19 protein-coding genes are annotated in these 23936 nt (G+C 51.6%); 2 read left to right on the top strand and 17 right to left on the bottom strand.

The features are described 5' to 3' along the window. Positions 1 to 90 precede the first annotated feature (90 nt). Positions 91 to 498 (top strand): bacteriohemerythrin, encoded by a 408-nt coding sequence (locus V5T82_RS13830; RefSeq protein WP_332896245.1) that lies wholly within the window; start codon positions 91 to 93, stop codon positions 496 to 498. A gap of 3 nt (positions 499 to 501) precedes the next feature. On the opposite strand, the gene V5T82_RS13825 is transcribed toward V5T82_RS13830, so the two are convergent. From V5T82_RS13825 to V5T82_RS13785, 9 genes are all read right to left on the bottom strand, one after another. Continuing rightward, positions 502 to 1608, bottom strand: coding sequence for a THUMP domain-containing class I SAM-dependent RNA methyltransferase (locus tag V5T82_RS13825; protein WP_332896244.1), 1107 nt, complete (start codon positions 1606 to 1608; stop codon positions 502 to 504). 57 nt (positions 1609 to 1665) lie between these two features. Further along, the gene (locus tag V5T82_RS13820) at positions 1666 to 2400 is read right to left on the bottom strand and encodes a transporter substrate-binding domain-containing protein (protein ID WP_332896243.1); all 735 of its coding nucleotides are present in this window, start codon (positions 2398 to 2400) and stop codon (positions 1666 to 1668) included. A 202-nt stretch (positions 2401 to 2602) separates the two neighbouring features. After that, entirely contained in the window at positions 2603 to 4507 is a 1905-nt protein-coding gene (locus V5T82_RS13815) for an ATP-binding protein (protein ID WP_332896242.1), read from the bottom strand. Positions 4508 to 4735: 228 nt separating this feature from the next. Next, entirely contained in the window at positions 4736 to 6229 is a 1494-nt protein-coding gene (gene glpK / locus V5T82_RS13810) for a glycerol kinase GlpK (RefSeq protein ID WP_332896241.1), read from the bottom strand. An 82-nt stretch (positions 6230 to 6311) separates the two neighbouring features. Continuing rightward, positions 6312 to 7634: an outer membrane protein gene (locus tag V5T82_RS13805; protein WP_332896240.1), complete on the bottom strand. Its 1323-nt coding sequence runs from the start codon at positions 7632 to 7634 to the stop codon at positions 6312 to 6314. Beyond that, on the bottom strand, positions 7634 to 10417 hold the full coding sequence (locus tag V5T82_RS13800; protein WP_332896239.1) for an MMPL family transporter: 2784 nt from the start codon (positions 10415 to 10417) through the stop codon (positions 7634 to 7636). The genes V5T82_RS13805 and V5T82_RS13800 overlap by 1 nt, the downstream gene beginning before the upstream one ends. Positions 10418 to 10502: 85 nt before the next feature. Then, positions 10503 to 11321 carry an outer membrane lipoprotein-sorting protein gene (locus tag V5T82_RS13795; RefSeq protein WP_332896238.1) on the bottom strand — a complete coding sequence of 273 codons (819 nt, stop codon included), beginning with the start codon at positions 11319 to 11321 and terminating at the stop codon, positions 10503 to 10505. A gap of 51 nt (positions 11322 to 11372) precedes the next feature. Further along, the gene (locus V5T82_RS13790) at positions 11373 to 12119 is read right to left on the bottom strand and encodes a UDP-2,3-diacylglucosamine diphosphatase (protein WP_332896237.1); all 747 of its coding nucleotides are present in this window, start codon (positions 12117 to 12119) and stop codon (positions 11373 to 11375) included. Further along, positions 12116 to 12547, bottom strand: coding sequence for a Crp/Fnr family transcriptional regulator (locus V5T82_RS13785; protein WP_332896236.1), 432 nt, complete (start codon positions 12545 to 12547; stop codon positions 12116 to 12118). Before V5T82_RS13785 ends, V5T82_RS13790 begins: the two co-directional genes overlap by 4 nt. Before the next feature lie 241 nt (positions 12548 to 12788). On the opposite strand from V5T82_RS13785, the gene V5T82_RS13780 reads away from it, so the two are divergent. Then, positions 12789 to 13517: an HAD family hydrolase gene (locus tag V5T82_RS13780; protein ID WP_332896235.1), complete on the top strand. Its 729-nt coding sequence runs from the start codon at positions 12789 to 12791 to the stop codon at positions 13515 to 13517. Positions 13518 to 13531: 14 nt separating this feature from the next. On the opposite strand, the gene V5T82_RS13775 is transcribed toward V5T82_RS13780, so the two are convergent. From V5T82_RS13775 to V5T82_RS13740, 8 genes are all read right to left on the bottom strand, one after another. Continuing rightward, on the bottom strand, positions 13532 to 13873 hold the full coding sequence (locus V5T82_RS13775) for a hypothetical protein (RefSeq protein ID WP_332896234.1): 342 nt from the start codon (positions 13871 to 13873) through the stop codon (positions 13532 to 13534). Positions 13874 to 13944: 71 nt separating this feature from the next. After that, the gene (locus tag V5T82_RS13770; RefSeq protein WP_332896233.1) at positions 13945 to 15609 is read right to left on the bottom strand and encodes an urea transporter; all 1665 of its coding nucleotides are present in this window, start codon (positions 15607 to 15609) and stop codon (positions 13945 to 13947) included. Then, positions 15569 to 16927 carry a type III PLP-dependent enzyme domain-containing protein gene (locus V5T82_RS13765; RefSeq protein ID WP_332896232.1) on the bottom strand — a complete coding sequence of 453 codons (1359 nt, stop codon included), beginning with the start codon at positions 16925 to 16927 and terminating at the stop codon, positions 15569 to 15571. Before V5T82_RS13765 ends, V5T82_RS13770 begins: the two co-directional genes overlap by 41 nt. Continuing rightward, on the bottom strand, positions 16920 to 19055 hold the full coding sequence (locus V5T82_RS13760) for an ATP-grasp domain-containing protein (protein ID WP_332896231.1): 2136 nt from the start codon (positions 19053 to 19055) through the stop codon (positions 16920 to 16922). Before V5T82_RS13760 ends, V5T82_RS13765 begins: the two co-directional genes overlap by 8 nt. After that, positions 19042 to 19320, bottom strand: a complete 279-nt coding sequence (locus V5T82_RS13755; protein ID WP_332896230.1) for a PqqD family protein — start codon at positions 19318 to 19320, stop codon at positions 19042 to 19044. Before V5T82_RS13755 ends, V5T82_RS13760 begins: the two co-directional genes overlap by 14 nt. Further along, on the bottom strand, positions 19317 to 22718 hold the full coding sequence (locus V5T82_RS13750; protein WP_332896229.1) for a tetratricopeptide repeat protein: 3402 nt from the start codon (positions 22716 to 22718) through the stop codon (positions 19317 to 19319). The genes V5T82_RS13755 and V5T82_RS13750 overlap by 4 nt, the downstream gene beginning before the upstream one ends. A 116-nt stretch (positions 22719 to 22834) precedes the next feature. Then, positions 22835 to 23497 carry a GNAT family N-acetyltransferase gene (locus V5T82_RS13745; protein WP_332896228.1) on the bottom strand — a complete coding sequence of 221 codons (663 nt, stop codon included), beginning with the start codon at positions 23495 to 23497 and terminating at the stop codon, positions 22835 to 22837. A gap of 90 nt (positions 23498 to 23587) precedes the next feature. Next, the coding region (locus tag V5T82_RS13740; protein WP_332896227.1) for a hypothetical protein at positions 23588 to 23936 on the bottom strand (349 nt) is incomplete at its 5' end.

Genomic DNA, 23936 nt, shown 5'->3' with positions numbered 1-23936 from the left:
TTCGTCATAATTGCGGTTCTTTACTGCGAAAAGAACGAATATCGACTATCATATTGCATAATCCGCACTCAGCTATGGGAGGGATTAACTATGTCGTTGATACTGTGGAGCGATACGATGAAGGTCGGGGTGCCTTCGATTGATCACGAACACGAACACCTCATCGATGTCATCAATAAGCTTGGCGAAGAGATTGAGCTGGGCACATCGCCCGACATGCTCGAAACCCTGTTGGGGGAAATCTATGCACAAGTTGAATCACACTTCACCATTGAAGAACGCGTGATGCGGGAACATGCCTATCCCGGTTTTTCAGCCCACCGCAAAGATCATGAAACGTTGCTCGACTCCATCCAGACCGTCATGGATGAAGTGTCGTATTCAACATCGTCGGAAATTTCAGGCGCACTCGGGCGCAAGATGAGCATATGGTTCACCGAGCACTTCCGCACGCGCGACCGGGATTTTTCACAGTTTGCGAGCGACCACCGCCACTGAGAATCAGTCCGTAGCGTACACTTTGACTTTGATACCGCCGTGGGAAATCGGATCGCTGATTTTGTCAAAACGCACCCCCGTTGCTTTCGCCAACGCATCGGAATTCGTAACCAAACCGAAACGCCACCCCGCAAAGTTTTGCTTCACCGTCTTGCCCAATGTTTTGTAGATTTTGGCGACCTTTCCGTTTTCACCAATGCGTGTGCCGTAGGGCGGATTGGCAATCAGCAACCCACGTGGCCCGTTTGGAGCGGACAAATCGGATAGATCTTGTTCAGCAAAGATTGTGTGATCTTCAACCCCTGCACGCTTCGCATTTTCCAATGACATGCGCACCGCGCCGGGGTCTTTATCGCTGCCATAAAACCGGATGTCCGTGTCCGCAAGGTTTTGGCGGGCCCGGAGTTCTTCCCACTGGTCACCGTCAAATGTTGCCAAGTTTTCAAATGCAAAAGAACGCGAGCGCCCCGGATTGAGACGCCGGGCAATCTCAGCCGCTTCAATAACAAACGTTCCAGAGCCGCACATGGGATCAACCACCGGCTCTTTCCCTTTATAACCACAAAACCGCAAAACCATAGCCGCCATGGTTTCGCGCATTGGTGCTATATTCACGGCCTGTTTATGTCCCCGCTTATGCAAGCCCTCCCCAGAGGTGTCGATGCTTAGGGTGCATTGGTTTTTAAATATGCGTGCTTTAAGAACCAGATCCGCATCATCTTGAACAGGTGCCCCAAATTCTTGGGCTATTGCTTTGCTCAGGCGTTCTTGTGCGGCCCCGCTGTGGTAGATGCGTGACTTTTTGCAAAACGCCTCAATGCGAATGGGAACGTCAGAACGAAAAACGTCTCCCCATGCAAACCGGCGTGACTGTTTATCGAGCTGGGCCAAATGGGAAGCCGGAAAAGAGCCAATGCGCGCCAAAACCTTAGAGGCGCCACGCATTTCCAAGTTGGCGCGCCACACGTCCACCCAACCGCCGCGCACGGTCACGCCGCCGGACTGGATTTTGGGCTTTTTAAACCCCTTCTCCACGGCTTCAGCACACAATAGGCTTTCCAACCCGGGCACGGAGACCAAAAAGATTTCAAACGTCGGTTTTGAGTCCATAAATCCATGTTTCACAAAGACGTCATCCAAGAAATATGGAAGCGTTACAAATGACGTTCACTTCGACCCAGGCGGAACGACAAACTCGTTGACATCCAGGGTCTTGGAAATCTCTTCCAGTTTCCTCATGACTTGCTCTGCATTGGGGTAGTCCTTGTGCAAAATCAAGAACACATCCGTTTGCGAGACACTATCGAATGTGACATCGTCAATGGGACGTTTCGTCAGGACTTCTTCAGCAGGCCCGGCATAATCCAAGACATAATCCGCGCGCTCCGCCGCCAACATGGCGAAAGCTGCGAAGTGATCGCCTGCCACATTGTTGGTAATATTGTTGGCCGGCTCGTTGATGAAGTTACGCCAACCCGCATAACTGTAGCCACGGATGGTGATGACGTTTTTGCCCTTCAAATCGTCCTTGGTCAGAACGGGCGGAGCCCCCTTGCGCCGGTACATGCGGATTTCGACAACCGCCACACGGTTTTTGCTCAGCAGACAACACCCTGCCAATATTTTCTTTGCGTTGACCAACATGGAAAACTTCGATTGACCTTCGCGCAACCGGGTAAACATCCGTTTCGCCGGATAGGCTTGAGGCTTCCATTCAATCCCGGCTTTTTCAAACAAGGGATCAGCCAACTTCACCAGCGGGTTTTTGAGTGTGCCCGTTGCGTCACGCTCAGTGGTCCACACGGAAATATCGGGATAGGCGTATTCCAACGGCTCCGCCGCTTGCGCGGGGGCAAGCAAAACAAAGGCCGAGGCCAGCCAGACGGCTGAGGCCAATGTCAAAGAAAGTATCCGTTGTGATGGAGAAATATTATGCACGTTTCGTCTTCCATAAGCTGACATGAGGATATCCTTCCACGTAAGTGAGAATCCCCCCACATCGTAGACACGAAGCCAAGCCCTATCCCAAGCCTTTAGGCCTGTTGTCATTGGCTTTCATCATACCCTTATTTAGAAGTCTGGCAAAGCACGTGTTACGTGCAGCTTAAGGTGCTAGCGGCAGTTCGAACACAAACGTCGTGCCTTCCCCCAGTTGACTGTCGAAGGAAATTTTACCATCCATCATTTCGATCAGTTTCAAGGTGATGGACAACCCAACCCCCGTCCCCTCAATACCGGAAGATTCAGCATCCAAGCGGTTGAACGGGACAAATAGTTTGTCGAAATATTCCGGCGCAATGCCAATGCCCGTGTCGGAGACAGAGACCCGCAACATCTGTTGCGGTGTGTTTTGCAACAAGATACTCACCCGCCCGTCTTCGCGATTGTACTTGATGGCGTTGGAGCACAAGTTCATCAAAACTTGGTTGAGCCGTGTGCGGTCTGCAAGGACACGAAAGCGCTCTTCATACCCATATCGGTCAAACTCAACGTGAATCTGGTGCTTTTGGGCCATGGGCTGCAAAACTTCCAGGCAGGTTTCAATCACCGCGATGGGTTCTACCGGCTCGATCTTGAGATGAACCTTGCCGGCCTCAATCTTCGAGAGATCCAAGATGTCGTTGATCAGCTCAAGCAAGTGTTCCCCGGCCACACGGATTTGCGAGACATATTCGCGTTGCTGTTCGCCCAGCTCCAAGTCAGGGTGCATTTCCAACAATTGCGCAAAACCCAAGATGCCGTTCATGGGCGTGCGCAGCTCGTGGCTCATGGAAGAAATAAACTCGGACTTTGCACTGTTCGCGCGTTCCGCATCATGCTTGGCACGTTCCAATTCGGCGGCGTGAAGCACGTAATGGGTTATGTCGCGTGCGGCCCCGCGATAGCCTAAAAACTCACCGTCTTCACCCCAAAACGGCTGGCCTTCCAGTTGAACGGTCATGGGGTCTTTATCGGGAAAGAACAGCTGATACTGGAAATCTTTGATGGTTTCGTGGTTATGCAACACAGTTTGAAAAGCTTCCCACTTGTCGCGGTCATCTATGCCTAAATTGCGTTCAACCAAAGCAAAGCGGGTTTTGCCGAGCAAGTCGTCTGAGGTAAGCCCCGTCGCTTCATAACACCGGTCAGACAAGTAGGTAAAACTGTGAGTTTGATCCGTTTCCCAAAACCAATCAGAAGCCGACTGGGCAATGTCCCGAAAACGGCTTTGACTGTCCACCAAGGAAATTTCTGCGGCTTTGCGTTGAGTGATTTCGTTTTGCAGGTGCTCCGTGCGTTCTTCAACGCGGCGCTCCAACTCTTCATTGATGATGCGAACTTCTTCATAAGCGCCCTGAAGCTCAAAGTTGCTGGATTTCAGAGCCTCCATCGTCATCTCAAGCTTATGCGAAAGCTCGCGAAATACGGTACTGACGGCTTCGATTTCATCCGGCTCCTTGTCAGCCGTTCCGCCACCTAGGTTGTTCTGGAGTTTCACGTCCAAAGCTAAGTTTTGTTCTAACTCCCGGACATCCTGAGCCAATGTTTCGATACGACTGGTGACATATTTGTAAAACAGGAAATACATGAACAACGCGACCAAGAACGTCTTCACGCCGTTACTCAACAGAATGCTCAGCGCCTTGGATACGAGTTGGTCGTAGATCTCATCAATGCTTGCAACCACGCGCAAGGTGCCAAGGTGCTCTTTTTCACCTTGCTGGACAAAGACCAGAGGATAGTTTTCTTCGACGATGCGTTTGGACACAAGTTCGCCGGCAGACCATCTGTGGCTTTCGTCAACCGTGACAACTTCAACAAATTCAATGTTCTTCAGATTGGCAAAGGCGGTTAAGGACAGTTCAACCTGGCGATTGTCGAAGGTCCAAACGCTGGCCGACAACGACGGGACCGAAACCGAGACCTGGGTGAGCAGTTCATCCAGGTTTGCGCGCTCGTCTTGATAATCTTCCAAAAGCTGAACAGCGGTGATCACAAAGGTAATGGCAGAGCTGAGCGCAATGATCATGAGGATCAGCTTGCGCCCTATACGGTTTGAAGATGTCAAAAAGTCCGGTAAAATCGGGACTATTCGTCTTAATTTCAAGGCGTTAATAGCCATTTTAGTCGTCAACCCAATTTGCCGCCACATCCTCTGTGGAATCATAACCTAACCCAGCAAAAGATGTGTAATTATTTAGCCTCAAGCCAGACAAGCTCAATCGCGTCCCTGCCTAACCGGCCCATCTCAAACCATTTAGCTGGAGAGTGTGCGGCGCACGGCATCCTGCCAGCCCTTGTATTTTGCCTCGCGGACGTCACTGTCCATGTCCGGTTCAAAGCGCCGCTCTAAAGCCCAGGTCTGGGCAAAGCCTTCCGGGTCCGGGCATATTCCCGCTTTCCATCCCGCTAAATACGCCACGCCTAAAGCCGTCGTTTCCAAGGTTTGTGGCCTGTCCACCGGCACGCTTAAGATGGAGGACAAGAACGACATGGCCCAGTCCGAAGCCGTCATCCCGCCATCGACCCGAAGCACGGTTTCGGCATTGGACAACCCTTCCCAATCACCCTGCATCGCTTCGAGCAGATCACGGGTCTGGTAGCCAACACTTTCCAGCGCCGCGCGGGCCAGTTCGGCTGGCCCGGTATTGCGTGTCAGGCCATAGATTGCGCCGCGTGCATGGGCATCCCAATGCGGCGCGCCGAAACCGACAAACGCAGGAACCAAATAGACGTCCTGCGTGTCGTCGGCGTCTTGGGCAAGGCTTTGGGTTTGGGGAGCAGACTCGATAATTTTCAAACCATCGCGCAGCCACTGAACCGTCGCCCCTGCCATGAAAATCGAGCCTTCCAGGGCATAGGTCGTTTCCCCGTTCAAACGGTAGGCAATGGTTGTGAGCAACCGGTTGTTGGACGTTACGGGGCTGTTGCCCGTATTCAACATCGCAAAGCAACCGGTGCCGTAAGTCGATTTGATCATGCCCGGGGCAAAACACGCTTGCCCCACGCTAGCCGCCTGCTGATCCCCCGCAACGCCTAAGATCTTAATCGCACCGTCAAACAGCTCAGAAGTCGTTGCGCCAAAATCGTCAGCACTGTCGAGAACGTCGGGCAACATAACGGCGGGGATGTCAAACAGGTCCAACAATTCGCCATCCCATTGATTGGTGTGAATGTTGTATAGCATGGTCCTGGATGCATTGGTCGCATCTGTGGCATGTACCGCGCCACCGGTCAGCTTCCACACCAGCCACGTATCAATCGTGCCGAACAGAACGTTTCCAGCTTGGGCCGACGCGCGCGCGCCATCCACATGATCCAATATCCATTTCAGCTTGGACCCACTAAAATAGGGGTCCAAGAGCAATCCTGTGCGTGCGCCAATCAGGGGCTCATGCCCTTGCCCCACCAACTTTTTACAGTCATCCGCTGTTCGCCGATCCTGCCAGACAATGGCGTTGTGGAGCGGCTGACCGCTGTCTTTGTCCCAAACCACCACGGTCTCGCGCTGATTGGTGATGCCGATGGAGGCAATTTCCCCAGCGCTAAGGCCAGCTTTGGCTATGGCGTCGCGACAGGTCGATAGAACGCTGGCCCAAATTTCGTTGGCGTCATGTTCCACCCAACCCGATTGTGGGAAATGCTGGGTAAATTCTCGTTGGGACACGGCCGCTATCGTCAAATCTTGGCGAAAGACAATGGCGCGCGAAGATGTAGTACCCTGATCGATCGCAAGAATGTAGTTGGACATGGAAACAACTCCGTCAAAGAACTGAGAGTCTGTTATACCAAGTTACAGAAACATTGACCTGATGAGACGGCACCGCGTTTGACTAGAATTTATATTCAACGTTCAGTTTCAAAACGTCATTACGCTCCCAGTTGCCGTAAATCGTCCCGGTTGAGCCACTGAAATCGGTATAGCTGGCTCGCACCCGCAGATTGTCCGAATCTTTATATTCGACGCCCATGCCATAGGTGTAATCGTTATCTCGTGCATTGATTGCAGCCGAGAGGGTTCCCGACCAGGTGTCATCGACCTTGATCTCTAGCTTCGGCAAGAAGGTGTCTTGGTTTTGTCGATACGTGTACGAATTTTGCGAAATATAAGGACGGATTTTTTGCTCATCCAAAACCACTTCGCCGCCATACTCCAGATAGTACGTGAGCTCTTCCATGCCCATTTCGTTCGCCCAGTCCGTTTCACGGTAACTGAACCCAATAGTGTACATCAGGTAATCTTGATCGAGGGCATGTTCCGTAATTTGAACCAATGTCTCAACGACAAATTTCCATTCTTCCTTGACCGCAGAAGCGCCACCACCGAATGACCAAGCGTTTGGCGTTACGGAGAAGGTATCCGTCACAGCACCGCCCGGGTCCCGTGTCACGATGGGGTAGGCTGCTTGGCCGTGATGGGCGAGGACGAACCAATCGTAACCCTGCCGGACCGCGTTGTAGCTGATCAAATTGCCCACATTGCGCCACTGAAATGGTTCGACCTGAGGTGCGCCGTTTTGGGCAATCAAGCCTTGCCAACGGTTCTTGCCGTTTGCACTGGCCCCGCGTTCATGAAGCGGGATAAACCGATATTCAAAGTGATCGTCGCCTGAATAAACTTTAAACCCAGCCTGCCAAACGCCATGCGCATCGGCTTCAGTGGGGTCGACGGCAACGCTCATGGCAAAACGATCGGTGGGGGAATAGTTTTCGGCAACCCCAAACTCGATAAACTCTTTGCCCATGATCAGCTCAACATCGCCGTCCATAATTTCCGCATGATAAGCCACCCGTTTGGCATCCAAGAAGTGTGCGGCAGATTGGCTCGCATTGGGTTTGCGAAAAACGCCCTGCCCGACCTGATGCAGCGTGCCATACATGGCGACCAGTTCCAGGTTGAGCCACGAATAAACATCATCATCCGTGATAACGGCCTCAGTTTCGAGGCCCAGTGTGGAGAATATCTCGTTGGTGTTTCGTTCAAGTGTCGTGTTGCTTGACGCAAGCGGATATCGGAAATTGGAATACGTTGCGTTCAGCTCAAACGCAGCATTTTCGACAAGCTCGGTCACAATGCCATCAGCAAGGGCTGCTGACGTCATCAGCGGCAAGGACATGGCAATCGAGCAAAAAGCGCGGATAGATTTTTTCATCATCAGGTTGATCCAATCGACTTGCGGACTTCTGCCAGATCTTCCGTCGTTTTGGCCAAACGTTCGCCCAAAATTCTGGAGATATTGGAGTTCAGCATAGAAGCAATGCGCGGATAGAACTTGAGGCCCTTTTGGGTAGATTCCCATTCCATCGACATAACCGTCACAGGCTCAAGCGCGCGGACCGTTGCCGTGCGTTCAATCCCTTTTCTCACGAAAGCAATTTCACCGATCACACTACCCGGACCCATTTCTGCCAACCGGATTTCACTGCCACCGGACGTGCGCACGACCTCTACGCTGCCTTCCAAGACAACGAGGAGTTTGCGGTCAACGTCACCTTGCTGCAACAAAGCATCTTGTTCCTCGAACGAATGGATTTGGGACAAAAGGATCGACTTTTTGATCTGGTACGGCGACATGTTGTCGAACAATGGACACGAATCCAAAATCGTCTTGCTGACTTTCATCGACACGATGTCGTACATACCCACGATCCGCACGCTGCGCAGGATAATCGGTGTGACCAACAAATCCGACAGCAACGCATACATCATGGTTGCGGCCGCAAGGAACCCAAATTGAGCCACAATCTGGAAGTTGGAAATCGCGAGGATACCAAAGCCCAGTGCCAACGAGATGGATGTGGAGACGACCGGTACAGCCTGACTGCGAACCGTCAACTTGGCCGCTTTTTTCTGGTCCGTTTCCTGTCGACATATCTCGGCGTATCGGGTCATTAAGTGAATCGTATCATCGATGGCAATACCCACCGCAATCGCCGCCACCGTAGCCGTGCCCGGGTTAAGCGGAATTTCAAACAACCCCATGACGCCGAAGTTGAACACAACCGGGATCAAGTTCGGAACCAAAGAGATCACCCCAGCGACAATCGACGTGTACAGGGTCGTCATGATGAACAAGATCAAAACGATCAAGATCGCCAAACTTTCAATCTGGCTCGAGAACAAGCTTTCCGCGGCCCGGTTGATCATCAGGTTTTCACCTGTGAACTGATACGTCACGTTCTCGGGAAGTAAGGGTTTTAGCTTTTCTTCAAACTCGTCGAGAACGGTGTTCAGGACGTGACTGTCCGAAATGTTGTGACGCACGACGATATTGAGCTTGGAATAATCGAAGGTCGAAAACCGTTCAACGTCGGAGCGCTGAAGCATCAACAGCAATTCGTCAATTTCGCGCCGGGTATCCGGAACACGGTAATGAGCGGCGTCGGCTTCTTTCATTTCGCGGTTCAACAACGCCACATAATCCGACAAGGAAATCACCTTATCAAAGGCTTGCTCCCCTCCCGTCACCGTATTCTCTTGATCACGCAAGGCGTCGGCAATGCTCTCGATCGCTTTGAGGTTTTCAGGCTCTCTGAAGAACTGATCTTTTTGGCTATTGAACGTCAGATAAAAAATCTGCATCCCAGACAAACCGTCATGCAAGGTGTCGGCATTGTGCACAAGAGGGTTAGAGCTTTTGAAATAACTCAGCGGGTCATTGGATACCCGCACCGTTGTCGCCGTCCACCCCAAAGCCACCAGCAAGATCGCGGTCGTGATGACAACCTTCGGGCCGTGCTTGTCGCCGATGTTGTCCAGAACTTTGAGGATTTGGCCGACAAGACCTGTCGGTTCGCCATCTTCTTCACCCAAAGGATTTTTGCGCGGACCCGCGACGGCCAACATCAGCGGCACCATAAGAACAGTACCCAAAAGGTTCGCCAGCATGGAGAAAGACGACGCGTAAGCGAAGTGCTGGATCAACGGGATTTCAGAAAGCGCGTTGGAGAAAAAGCCGATTGCCGTGGTGAAGCCCGTGATGAAAATCGGCAAGCCAACATGCTTTGCCATGTAGCGAATGGCCTTGATGCGATCCGGTTTTTTGTTGTCGATGCCATGCAGATAGGCCGTCAACATGTGTGTGTCTTCGGTCGAACCAATGACGATGACCAACGACGGTACAATTGCCGTCAGCAAGGACAACGGAATACCCATGTGCCCCATAAATCCAAATGTCCATAGAATGGACAGACCGGATGTCGTCATGGGAATGATGCACGAGTAGCCGGTTCTCAAGAAAAACAGAATGGAACCGAACAGCAGCAACGACGAAATCGGGGTGAGGATCGTAAGGTCCTCAAACATGGACTTTTCAATTTCTACATTCAACCGTGGCGGGCCGACTTGAAAGACATCACCAAAATTCTCGCGGACCGGAACCAATAGGTTCTCAACCTGCTCATAAAACGCCAGGTTAAATTCGGGTTCGCGCTCGCTGCGATCGACCGTGACGTTGATCGCTGTGATATTGCCCTGTTCCGACAAAAGATTGCGTTTGATCAAAGGAGAATAGAGCGCCTTCTCCTTAACCATGTCCGTTTCTTCTTGGTCATACGGCGCGATATCCATCAGCGGTGAGGCGTCCAAGAAGCCCCCGTCATCGCGAATGGACAAGGCACTGAACAGGCTTTCGACCTTTTCGACCTTATCTAAGTCTTCCAAGCCCCGGACGAGCTCTTCGAGCATAAACAGCTTATCGGGGGTCCAGAGGGCCTCATCTTTGACATAGATGATGGTGGTGTTGTCCGACCCAAAGTTTTCAACGGTTTCGCTGTAGATCGGCCAGCCCGAATCCTCTTTGGAGATCAAGCTTTCATAGCTGGTGTCAATTTTGAGTTTCAAAAGGCCGGAGACGGCAACAACAGTGCACAAGATCACCATAATAATGGACAGAAGCTTATGACGGTGACCAAACTCTAAGACGTTCTCTACACGCATATTCAATACTCATTGTTGCCACGGACTGCGCTGAGCAGTCCTGATCTGAAACAGAAACTGACTGGATTATCCCACCCGTTCGCGATTAACGAACGTGTTTGCCTGAAGTGATATAGCGTTGGCGGAAGATTTTCTTGTCCACGAGACTTTTCTCGAACGAACGGTCGTACACCGTTGTAATGGTTTTGTGTTTTTTCGATTCATTGTCGATAATTTGCGTTTTTGCACGCAGACCACCATCACCGATGTCTTCTAAGTCTTGAGACAGCTGACGTTTAATAAAACGCCCACGGCGATCGTAGTATTCCGTTTCCACAATAAAGGAGATGTCTTTTTGCACAAAGAGACGACGGTACTGATATCCGGTCGACCGCTTGAGTTTCTCATCCATGGGGTAAGCATCAATGACATAAACAGGTTTGCCTTCGCGCTCAGCATCTTCCTGACGCTTGTAGTCGAATTTGTCACGGGTTTCACTGATCAAATCTTCGAACGTCAGGTCCGTACCCATGAAATAATTGCGCTTACCGCTTTTCGCGATGCGCTTCATTTTTTTGCCTTGTGACGGCAGGTACAAGAACTGCTCGTCTTCCTCGACCTTGTGTTGCCACGTCAACAGCGCAACACCGCGCACACCTTGGGGAGCCAGGAACGAGACCAGATATTTCTTCTCGCCTTCACCAAAATCGTGAGTATAACGCCGAACTTCGCGTTTTTCCTCACCACCTTGCCGATCGATCAACAACATCTCTTGGGATTCAAACTCGTAGGGCCGATCATGGATGTCGGAAACCTTGTCCATAATTTGACGACCGGTCAGCTCTTCTGCTTGCGTCGGCAAAGCCGAAAACGTCATGGCCGCCAGGGCTGTGACGGAGAATAGGGTTTGTATGGCCTTCAACATGAGCACTCCAATTGTTGAGTTGTTGTCAGTTGTAAAGATGTCAGCTAGCGACTAAATCGAGCCCTTTTCCCAAAGGGCCAATTCCGCCTCTCCGTTCTCTATCTTGATGTAATGGTACGATAACATGAAGGATCCAGAATTATAATAGTGTTGGTCTTGCTCAAGCTCCACATGTCCACTGTGGTGCGTGTGCCCGAACACGACACTATCAAACCCCCGCTGAAGAATGACCTGGGCAGCTTTCGCAAACTCAGGGGCTTCCCCATTGATGCCTTGATGTTGTGTGTTTTTCCGGTTTTTCCCGTTTTTGATGTTCTCATAGAAAATCCACAAGCGATAAAAAGCGGGAAGAATCTTCAGGAAATACCCGCCTAAATGAACAAAGAATTCATAGACTTGCGGGTTTTTCACAAAGTTCTTGTCATACAAAAAACCGTGTTCAATTCGGATGCGTTTACCGCCCGATTCCAAGTTCAGGAACGGCGAAAATGCGAAATGACTGGTGCTGGTAAGGAACTTTTCAAACACCAAATCGTGGTTTCCCACGACATAATACAGTGACAACCCTTTTTCTTTGAAGCGGCGCAGCGCCGCCAACAAAACGGGCAGTTCATTGGTGAGTGTGGGCAGGGACGTCTGCATAACATCGATACCGTCACCATTGATGCAGACCGAATAGCCTTTGTCGATGGCTTCGTTCAAAAACGAAACCAAGTCCTTCTTAATGTCACAAAAAGGGTTTCCGATGTGCAGGTCGGAAATGATCAACATACGCTCTTCTTGGATGTCGATGATCATTCCACACGCTCCCATTTTCCAGGGGCGTCCACCGGGTCAAGATGGCGCTGTCCCAGCTCACGCTTGAGCTCGGTCAACTGGTGATTGGTTGAGCGGATCTTGTGGCTCATTCGTTTAATAATTTCAAAGGCAAAGGTCGGATCACGGCGGATCCGCAACAGAAGCGTTCCAGAATGAATCGTGAGGACGCTCGTTTCTTCAAGACAGCGGACGGTCGCACTTCTTGGCAGGGTCTCCAGCAACGACATCTCGCCAAAAAAATCCCCACGCTCAAGCGTAGAGACCTGGTGCGGTTCCCCATCGATATCAATGGTGACTTCCACAGATCCGCTTTGAATCACGTACATTTCGTGGCCGAGATCACCTTCAGAGAAGACAACTTCCCCAGCTGAAAACGTTCGGCTACTTTCACCCTCAATAATCGACATATTTACGAGACTTTTTTATTCAGATTATTAGATATTTAATGTTTAATCAGAAAATGAGCGCTTGTCTCTATCTTTCGCATGCGCAGCATGTTTTTTCTACGGCTGGGCAGAGAACGGCTTTCATATACCGTCTAACGCCTTGCCCGCAAAGCACACCTCAATTCCCTCCCCCACAACATTAGATTGCGCCACACATATGCCCCCAAAACCACTTCCTGCGATATGGCCAACGGATATCCGGGTGGTCTTTAGTGACATTGACGACACTTTGACATGGGAAGGGCGCCTCCCCCCCGAAGTTTTGCAAGCGCTTCAGCGTTTAAAGGACGCCGGTATCATCGTCGTGCCCATAACCGGGGGGTGTGCGGGCTGGGCCGATTGCTTCGTGCGAACCTGGCCTGTGCAAACCGTCATCACTGAAAATGGCAGCTTTTGGTTGCATCAAGACCACAACAACCATGTGCACCGCCATTTTTTGTGTGGTGAGGCAGAAAGAAAAGCCAATTTCGACAGATTGATGGAGCTCAGCGAAGACTTTCGAAAACGCTTCCCCATGATCGATTTTGCACAAGATCAAGATTTTCGACTGACAGATATTGCTTTCGACATCGGTCAACAAGCCAGCATCGCGCGCGAACTCGCCGAACAAGCCACCCATTGGTGGTTGGAACAGGGCGTAACCGCGCGCTTTAGCTCAATTCACATCAATGTCTGGATTGGCGATTACAACAAGGCAACGGCGGCGAAGGCTTGGCTCGACCAACAAGACGGCATCACGGCGGAACAATGTGCCTTTATCGGCGATTCCCCCAATGATGAAACCATGTTTGCCGAATTCAAAAACACCATCGGCGTCGCCAATATCCAGCGATATTTAAAACTGATGCCACAAGGCCCGAAATTCATCACCCAGGGAAAAGGCGGGTTTGGTTTTTGTGAGTTTGCAGAAAGTTTGCTAGCGCGCACATAATCGCCCGGGTGGCATCACCCTTGTTTGACAGTGAGATAGCCCCGTTCAACGGCTGTCTCCAAGGCTTGATGCGCGGCAATCATCTCTTCGTAGACTTCGCGCATACCCTGAAGCTTCTTCAGTTCTTCCCCCTTCGGGAAGTCGCCTTCGGTGTGTTCTGCAATATAAAAAAACTGCTTGAGATAAGCGCCGCGAACCTTCGCCGTTAGGTCGACAAGCTCTTCGAAAGCGTCAAGCGTCAATTCTGGAATGAGGGGATCGATGACTTCGCGGTTCTTTTCGCGGGTGTACTTCTTCAGCCGTGTCACAAAATCGCGGCTTAACACTTCATTGGAGGCCATAACCGTATCCTTCATATCTTGCACCCCCGACAGCATGGCATAAGATTGAAAATCTTCGAAACATTTCTGTGCCTAAAAAGAAAAACTCAAATTGTCTCTTTGCAATCGAGTAACGTTGCCATACTCGGCAAGGCCAACTCCGCATAAAACGGCAAAAAAATATCTCCGTCAAACACTGGAACCCCGACCTCTCCAAGGGTTAAGAAAATAAATGCGCCATTGTTGCGGCGGGCCTCAACAACAAGCGTCGCCGAGGACGTAATGCCAAGTTGAGAGCCCACGACCAAAACCACAGAGGCATCTTTCACCTGATCCCAGGCTTGCGCCCAAGTGGCCGCAGGGATGTTTTCCCCCATGGCGACAACGGCCGGTTTGACCAGCCCACCGCAATGCGGACACGCCATTGGCGCCGGCGGTTCGGGCCATGGCCCCTGCCAGACACACGAAATGCAACGCACGTGCTCCAAAGTGCCGTGCAGATCTGTCACATGGTGGCTGCCTGCGGCTTGGTGAAGCTGATCGACATTTTGCGTCACTACGCTGTCGATAATCCCGCACCGCTCCAGGGCCGCAATGGCCGTATGGGCAGGGTTCGGCTGCGCCGCAGATACGATATCGCGAAAGTGAGCACAGGCCGCCCAATACAAGGCGCGGCTTCGCTCATAGGCTTGGAAATTGACAAAATTATAATCTTCGACCGGCACACCGGGTGGCAACCATGCCCCGGTGGTGTAATCCGGAATGCCGGATGCTGTGCTCGCCCCAGCCCCCGTCAGAGCAACCACCTTTTGCCCTTTGGCTTTGGCCAAGCGGATCATTTCAACGGCTTGCATTAAGCTGGGATACAGAACGGCCCCACGGGTCTTTTTCAAAACCAGAATTAAACTCACCCAAACACCGATAAAGATCGGTGCCAGCAAGGGTGGGACATAAACGCTAAGACCGGTGAAGTCCCAAACCATCCAGACTGCACAAGCAAGGACCCCAGACAGCACACCCGCTGTAACCCCCAAACGATTGTCCGGAAGATAAGCGCCCGCCAAGGCAAACGTCGCTGGAGCAACCGCAAAGGCCCAGAGACCCGCAGGGCCTATGGGGCTGGCTGTGTCATACACCAGCCCTGCGCCTAAGGCACTCACCCCCGTCATCACCGCACACACCAGCGCCCCTTTCCAGGAACGCAAGAACAAGGCAACGCCGACAAGGCCCACAGCCACCACGATGGCGATCTCACCAAACGGCAACAGCCCCGGATGGTCCCAAAAGTTTGCCCCAAACGCGCTGAAGAGCCCCGCGCTGAGCCAGCCCATCAGCAAACCCGATGAGGCCATGGGCGGCAGTTGCCAGCGCCACATATGCACCTTGAGATACGGTTGCACAGCCAAACATGCCAGCAAAGCCACGGGGAAGAAAACAACGGGCGCGCCACCTTGGCCCAAGGCACCACCCCACAGCAGCCCTAAGATTGTGGTGTCATACCCGCCAAGCCCTGAGGCTTGCTCTTCATCACTTTGACCAAATCGCGCGCCGAAGGCCACACTGGCAAAGGCCCCGCACAACGCACCGACGGCACTCATGGGGGAAAGAACCGCCGCAGCGGACAACAACAGAAGGCCTTGAACGGGTGTTTGGGTAAAACCCACTTGAGCTATGCTAACAAGCACGCGTCGCGCGGCTTCGCGCAGTCTATCGCTCAGCCCACGGTCCACGTTAGGACAAACCTTTTGGAACCACGTCGAGATCAAACACATGCTCCCATGTTTCTGCACGACGGATCAGTTCCGGCCCGTTTGCGCCAAGCATAACGGCTGCAGGACGCGGTTGAATAAACTGCATCGATTGAGTAATGCAATACGCCCCGACGTTGGACACAACCAATTGTGAGCCGACATCCAAAGGCGGCAGCAAAATCCGATCACGCAGCACATCGATTTGCATGCACAACGGCCCAAACAAACTGACAGGCCGCAAGTCCCCTTCCGGTGTGTCGTCAATCACTTTGATGTCGTGATCGTACCAGTATGCCGTGGGGATGATATTGACCCCCGCGTCAACCACAGCCGCAGGGCCACGGTCGGGGATGTCTTTCACAGCAACGACACTGCACGCCAATTGCATGGTCGCGTCGACCACGGAACGTCCAGGTTCAAAAATCACACGTGGCCGTTTGCCCAAGACTTTTTTGGCTTTTGCGACTTTACCCATGATTTCTTCGGAAAACCGGGCAAGCGGTCGCTCTTTGGCGTTTGAGCCACCGACAACATCAAAATCCGGCTTGAGCTGATTGCCCGACGGATAGCCTCCCCCTAAGTCGATGGTCGTGGGCTCCAGCCCCAAATTCCGGGCTTGTTTGGCCACTTTGGTCAAGACGGTGACGGCTTGTCCATAAATTTTAGGGTCGACTTGAAACGTACCCGAATGGTTGTGCAAGGCTTCAAGGTTCAGGTACTTCTCGTTCGCTTTGACGTCTTTCAATGCGGCACGAACTTGTCCCGTGTCAGAGCTGAACCCAAACTTGGTCCAAGGTTGAGCGCCATACTTAAAATTGATGCGAAGACCCAAGCGGGCTTTCTTGCCAACGGCTTTCGCGACTGAGATCAAAGCGTTCAGTTCATCGAAGCCGTCAACGTTGATCAAAGCACCGTCCTGTACGGCGCGTTCGAGTTCATCCCTGGATTTGTAAGGACCATTGAAAATAATCTTTTCGCCGGGAACGCCCAATGAGCGCGCCAACGCATATTCCATACCCGAGACGACTTCCGCCCAAGCCCCTTCGTCATGCATGATTGCGCAGACGGCTTTGAGATAGTTCGTCTTATACGAATAGCCAACAACCGTATCAATTCCGGGGGCGGTAAACGTTTCCATAAACGATTGGTATTGCTGGCGAAGCTTTTGTTCCGACAGCAAAAACAATGGCGACCCGAATTCGGCCATCAAGGCCTTATAATCAATGTTTTCATCCGGCCATTTTGAGCTGAGCGCAACATCCGTCACACGGTGTTTGCCCATGTGGCGCGGCGTCAGGCGCTTAATCTCTGGCCGCTGATAGGGGCGTTTCTTAGCCATGATGCAACTCTCCCCGGTTTGCAAACAGGGCTAAGGCTTGACCCGTGGTCGGGATTTCTTCGCTGGCGCGCATAAACAACATCTCTTGTGTGCTCTCAACAGGGACGGCTTCTTGACCGGAGGCCAAGCGCACGATTTGGCGCGCCAAATGCCCACCTTGCAAATCGGAAAAACCACTCCAGGCCGGAAGGCGTGGATTGATTTCAATGAGATAATACCGGTCGCTCATGGCATCGCGAATAAATTCCGCATCGGCCGGGCCAGACCAGCCGACCGCTTTCATAAAGGTCTGTAAACTGTCGTGAACTTGGGGCAAATCAATCGACACAGCCCCCCAGGTTTTACCACGTTCACACAGCAACAACTTTTTCATCGTCAAGGATTCAACAATTGTGCTGTTTTGATCGCACACCATACCGATGCCGACTTCTTCGCCATGAATAACCGGCTGGGCAATGACGACGGGTTCGTCGTCTTGCTGGTAAGCTTCCCAAATCTCTTCAGCTTCAGCGAGACTGAAAGCCGTCAACGCGCCGTACTGGTGACCTTTCAAAATAAGGGGCGATCCATATTCCTTCCAAGCCGCCTTCACGTCACGTCGCGTTTTCACAAGACGCGACGGCGTGAGCTGAAAGGCACCCCAGTCTTGTTTTTGCTTCGGCGAAAACAATTTGTCTTTACGCAGGGATTTGGCGGCCTTCTTCGTCGGCAACAACATCGTAATGCCGAGCTCTTTTAAAGCCGGAGCAATGTTTTGAAACCGCTCCAACTCACCGTCCAAGGTCGGGATAATGATGTCGAGTTTCGCGCGATCCTGAATGTCCGTCAAACGCGCCAAGAGCTTCTCATCGCTTTGTGTATCCGGCGGTATCACATAACCCGATGAAAATGCCGAAGAGCGCTGAAGCCCCGTGTCGAATGAACCATACGCCAGCGCGGTCAAAGAATTGACTTCAGGTACATGCGATAGCATCCGTGCAATCCCTAAGCCCGGCTCGGTTACTTCAAAATTGCTGATGCCCGTAATGCCGACATTCAACGTTCCAGGTTTTGTTTTAAACGCCTTTTGCTTTGGCGGCGTGACGGAGCCAAAACGTTGCAGCTGACGTAGCGTTTTGATCGGCACGATGGCCTCTTCAACGTCGCGAACATAAGCTGTCCCGGTTTTGCTATTTTTCCGCATTTTGCGCGGAGCCCCCAGGATTTCATTTAACAGCAAGGCCGGAAGGTTGTTCCCTGCAAAAGTGCTAAGATGGATCCAGGACGGAAAACGGCAGTTCACTTCCAACAGATAAAAACGCCCATCACGTTCGGACTGAACAAACTCCAATTCCAATGGACCGCGCCAGTGCAGTTTCGAAAAAATACTTAAAGCCTGTTTGCGCAGGTCGGGATTGTCGACGGCTGCGCCAACCACACCTTTGCCGCGTTTGTTGACCCCAAGTTTGCGCACCGGCGTCATCGCCAAACATGTTTCATCGGCTCGGCCAATCATGGCAACCACGTATTCTTGCCCGTCGATCGCCTCTTGCAGCAACACGCCACCGCCCCATTTGGCATTAAACTTTTGTGCCGCATGCAAGGCTTCGATGCTGTTGTTGACCTTTTTCGCACCAGCGACGGTGCCTTTTACAAACAAAGGAAAACCAAAACGGTCCGCATAAAGCGGAACATCTTCTAAGTCGCGCACAAGCATGGTTCTGGGGGTGCGGATTTTATGTGTGTAACAAAACCCCGGCAAATTCGATTTGGTGACGGCTAAAGCATCTTCGGGGGCCGGCAACAAAGTCCTTATGCCCATGCGTTCCAGACGTCGACTGAGCCGGGAAATGGCCGGCACTTCCAGATCTAGGTTCGGAATCAAAACATCGAATTTATGTTTTTCGTGGATTTCAGCCAGACGCGCAAACACAGCTTCATCGCCCAAGGAAATGGGGGTCGCCATGTGGAGGCGATCGGCAACGCCGGGCATCCATCCACCAGTGTCCCAGACGTCATAACACAGGGCTTCGATTTCGAGCGGGGCGTTCCACCCTGCCCGCAAAGCACGTGCAACGGCCAATCCCGGTTCAGGGTTATCCAATCCGCCAAAGCCTGTTAATGCGACCTTGGCCTTAAGCTTGCTCACGGACATACTCCTGTTGCGTGAGGTCCTTGAGCAAAGCAACTACGTCTGCCCGAGCCTCTTTCTCTTTGACATCGAATTGATCCATCAACAGCTTGGACAGTGTTTCCACATTGCCCCCCTTCTTCAGCGCCTGCAGAAGAACGAGGGCGGTATCGTTACATGTGGAGGTGGCGGCTGTATGGGAATCAAACAGCACCCCACCGTTCGCACCATTGTCTTCTTCAACGGTCACGCGTGATGTTAATTTAAAAACCGGTTTCTTCATGAAGCCTCGGACATTTTCAGGCCTTGGTTGGCGTCCGGATAATACGGTGAAACGCCAAGGGCCTTGGTAAAGGCTTCTGCAGCACGTTTGTTATCCTTCAACTCCAACAATGTGTAGCCGTAACCGGTCAACGCATCCACCCAGAACGGGGTTTCTTGGAGAACGTCTTTGAAGTGCGCTTGTGCTTTTTTCACATCGCCGCTGCGCAAATACGCCCAAGCCAAGGTTGATGCGGCCGAATAGCGGATCGTCCAGCTCTGATTGGTGCCCGGAATCGGCACGATCTCATCGATCGGCAAGAGCTCTTTGGGCTCAAGCTTCATCGCAGCCTTCAACAGCGGAATGGATTTTTTGTAGGCCCCGCTGCGAAACAGTGCAAAGGCTTTGCCGCGCTTGCCGTTCGGATCGTCATAGCCCGCTTTAAAGGCTTCTTCAAAACGCTTAAGAGCACCTTCGTTGTCACGTGCGAAATAGAGCCCCCACGCCAAGTTGACGAGACTGTCTTTGGCATCCTTTTTCGACAAACCCAAATCATCAAACGCAGGGTTGATGTAGGTTGGTGCGAGAGACGCCGCAGCCGCCGCCCACAAACCAGCCGTTTTCTTGTCGTTCAAACCGACATACACCTTGGCCATTTGGAAATTGATGTCCGCCGAGCTGGGATAGATTTTAAAGCCCAGGTCCAACAGCTCTTTGGCTTGTTTGTATTTTCCGGCTTTGATCAAGTCTTCGGCCGGAAGGGTGTAAGTGGTGGCCGCTTGATAGGGGTTGAGAAGAACGGATTCAACAACCTTCTTCACCGCTTCGTCGTGCTTGCCTTGTTTCAAGGCCACAAAACCTTCGCCTTTCAGCGATAAGTAGGCACTTGGCGTACCTTTGATAACTTTGGCAAAGCCTGCTGCCGCTTTGTCATAGTCTTTCTTATAGAAATCGATCCAAGCCAAGCCGTCATCGATCAGCCACATAAATTCGTCTTTGGCTTCCTTACGCGCTTTTTCAAAGTTTTCAGCCGCCTTGTCAAAGAGCCCGGCTTCGGATTGCGCCCAAGCAATGTTGTAGAGATTGAGCGCGGCGCGTTCAGCAGCGATCAAGCCACTTTGGGAATAGGTGAAGTCTTTGTCGATTTTGAGTGCGGACTTAAACGCTTTTTTCGCATCTTCGTTTTTGCCCATGGCCAAGAAGGTCCAACCCCGACCGTCTTCGGCTGCCGGGTTGTCTTTGCGATCGGCAGCGCTGCGTTGCGCATCAAATGCTTTTAGAGCTTCTTCATATTCGCCTTTGTAATAAGCTTCCCAGCCGTCTTTCACCAATTCTGTTTTGGAAAACTGAATGCTGGCCAAACCGGTTTGTGCACTGATGTAGCCTGGGATCAGCTTTTGCGCTTTGAGGAAGTAACGTTTTGCATCGCTTTCGTCCTCTTGGCCCAAGTTGACCCAACCCAAGCCGGTCAAACCGTCAGCCGTTTCCTTATCGTCCATGGCTTCTTCGAAGTCGTCTTCAGCTTTGTCATACTGTTCCATCGCCAAGTGCGCCCAGGCCCGGCCCGAATAGGCAGACACGGACTCAGCACCGGAATCAAAGTATTGATCAAAGCGCTCAATCGCTTTTTCAGATTGCCCGGCGTAATAAAGCCCCCAGCCCAAAGACAACAAACCGTCTTTGCGCAGTTCTTTAGCAACGGCGATATCGTCAAAAACAGGATCGATATAGGACGGCGCCAAATATGCAGCGGCATTGGCTTTGGTCGAAGCCGTTAAGTCGTCTTTCAATCCAAACGCAGCACGCGCATACAGGAACTGAATATCAGCCGACGACGGATAGGTTTTTTCCGCCAGCTCTAAGAGTTCTTTCGCCTGTGCATATTGACCTTCATCCACAAGAGCTTTCGCCGGGGTAATGTAGGTCGAGATCGCTTGATAAGGGTTTTGCAACAAAGACGCGGTCAGCATGGAAGACGCTGTCGCATAATCTTTTTTCTGCAAGGCCACCATACCAAGGCCCGTTTTCGACAAATACGCCTTATCGTTCATCGCAACGATGGATTTGAACGCCGCTTCGGCTTTATCCGCATCGCCTTTGTAATAATCAATCCAGGCCAGGCCGTCTTCCACCAGCCACTGCATATCTTTGGGCGTTTCTTTGCGCGAACGCTCAAAGGTTTCACGGGCTTCATCGAAGCGACCCGCATTGGTGAGGGACCAGGCTTGGTTATACAACACCAGCACTGCGCGTTCGGCAGCGATCAGACCGCTTGAGGAATAGAAAAATTCCGGGTCCATATCAATCGCAGCCCGAAAAGCCATGCGGGCTTCTTCCGGGCGGTCAAGGGCCAGCAACGCCCAGCCACGACCATCTTCAGCAGAAGGGTTTCTCTTCGCCAAAGCGAGGGGCGCTTTTTCGGAGAAGATTTTCAGCGCTTTTTCATAGTCGCCGCTGTACTGCGCTTTCCAACCGTCAGATACAATGTCCGTTTTGCGGTATTGCATGGACGCAATACCAGATTGTGCCGCCGTGTTTCCAGGCTCAACTTCCAAAGCTTTGCGGAACAACGCTTCAGCCTTGTCTGCATCACCTTGGGCAAGGTGTACATAGGCCAAGCTAGAGACGAAAGCCGCTGTTTTTTCGTGTTCAGAAATCAGTTTTTTATAAACTTCGATGCTACGCTTAACATCGTTCAGGCCAATCAAAGACGACGTCAGCAATCCTTGAAGTCCACCGTTCTCCGGATTGATCTTCAGGCCGGTCAGCGTCTGGGTCAGGGCTTCTTCATAGTCTTGCTTGTTCAATGCAACACGGGCCAAGCCGTCACGACAGAAGAAGCAATCCTTACTGCGATTGATGCCGCCTTCGAATTTTTTCTTGGCAAGATCCCACTTACCTTGACGGATCGCCAACCAGCCTGTACTGACACTGTAGTCCGGGGCGGGATCTTGGTAAGCTTGATAGACGCGGTCTTCCATACTGAAGTGATCGCCTGCGGTTTCCAAATCGCCTTGCTTCATGGCCAACCAGCCGCGGGCGTCATAGACCATGAACTGTTGCCAACGTTTCGAATAGCGCAACGCACGGTCTAAGTACTCTTCAACAATACCGTATTGCCCAAGCTTGATGCCGCACCATGCAATGCCGAGGTTCGTGTCGAAATACTTGGGGTATTCTTTTTCCATCATGCGGAACTGAGCCATGGCCGAACCATAGTCGTCCAACATGAAATAGCTCCAGGCCTGGATGCTCAAAGCTTCCTTGGTATCTGCTTTTTGCGCTTCCTTAAGGGCGGCTTTGTAATCTTTTGCGACGAACTTAGACGACCAAGTGTCGATGGTAAAAGCCGTTGATTCGGTTGAAAAGCTAAGCAATCCAACGGTTAAGGCAAAAATAGATACGCTTCGTTTAAGCATGAGAACCCCTCGTCTGAGCTGACCTGTTACATGTAAAACATACGTTAATTGCATGTTATTTTTGCAAATTATGGCACAAAGCCGGAAAGCCTTACAATTGAAATGTCAGGGTTTTTTTAATCTTCATCTGTTTGTCTCAAAGCTAAGAGCAAATGGTCAACCCACTGACCATTCCGCCAAGCGTCTTCTCGCAAACACCCCTCAACTTCAAAGCCAAGTTTTTTGTGAACGGCCAAAGATGCTTCATTTGGGGCCAAACAATTCGATACGATCTTGCGCAGCCCCAAATCCGTGAATCCCACGTGGATCACCTCGCGCAGCACCGCCTCGCCAAGGCCTTTGCCCCAAAGTGCCGGATCACCGATGACAAAGAAAAAACGGGCAACACCCCGGGCAAGGTCAGGCTCTTCCAACCCAGTCATACCGATAAAGCGCCCCTGAAACTCAATCGCGCGGCGAAACCAGGCGGGACCAAGAACAAAATTTTCAATTTGCGGATAGGTCATGGGATACTGGCAAGCATCCTCGAGCCATATGGTGACTTTTGGGTTTTGCAAGTACTGGAAGTATATCGGCACATCTTCAACCACAGGAAGGCGAAGGGATATGCTTATGTTTGCGGATTCTTTGTGTTCCATATCCCTCAGTATGATTGGAAGGGTCATATTTGTGAAGGCTTTGCCTTCATCCTTATCGCTTTCACGCTTGCGGGCCGGTGCTGGCGCACCGTCTATCGGTCGGGCTTCGCCCTCTCTCACAAACCGGTAGGCTTCTCTCATCCACCCCCGCAACCGACGTTATTTGCACCTTGACTACTCCCCTTTTCCGAAAACCACGTTTCGATCAGGCACGTCATAAAATTCATTTATTTACAATTCATTCGGCAACACACAAGCTGAATTTAGGGAAAGCAGACATTCATGTTCTGCTTTGCCGTCAGCAGCGGAAGAGTTGAAATGCCCAGAAATCTGGTGAAAAATAGCCATATGTATGGACCGGCTGCATTTCGCAATGGAGATGATTGCAGGATTTCGGAAGTCGCTGATATGTATCCGGCCTGTTTGATCGGCACGCGGGCCGTGGCCACGATGGGAATACGCACGCTCCATTGATCTCTTTAGCGGACAGGTCAGATTGTGACCATTCTGGCTAACAGATTTTGAGGGCGTTTCTTGATCCGTTCCATGCATTTCTCTCTGTCGCGAACTCCTAAGAAGT

It is taken from the genome of Magnetovibrio sp. PR-2 (assembly GCF_036689815.1).
Classification (GTDB): Bacteria; Pseudomonadota; Alphaproteobacteria; order Rhodospirillales; family Magnetovibrionaceae; genus Magnetovibrio.
Note: the sequence above shows the minus strand (reverse complement) of the source record. Positions and strands in the feature narration are given on the sequence as shown.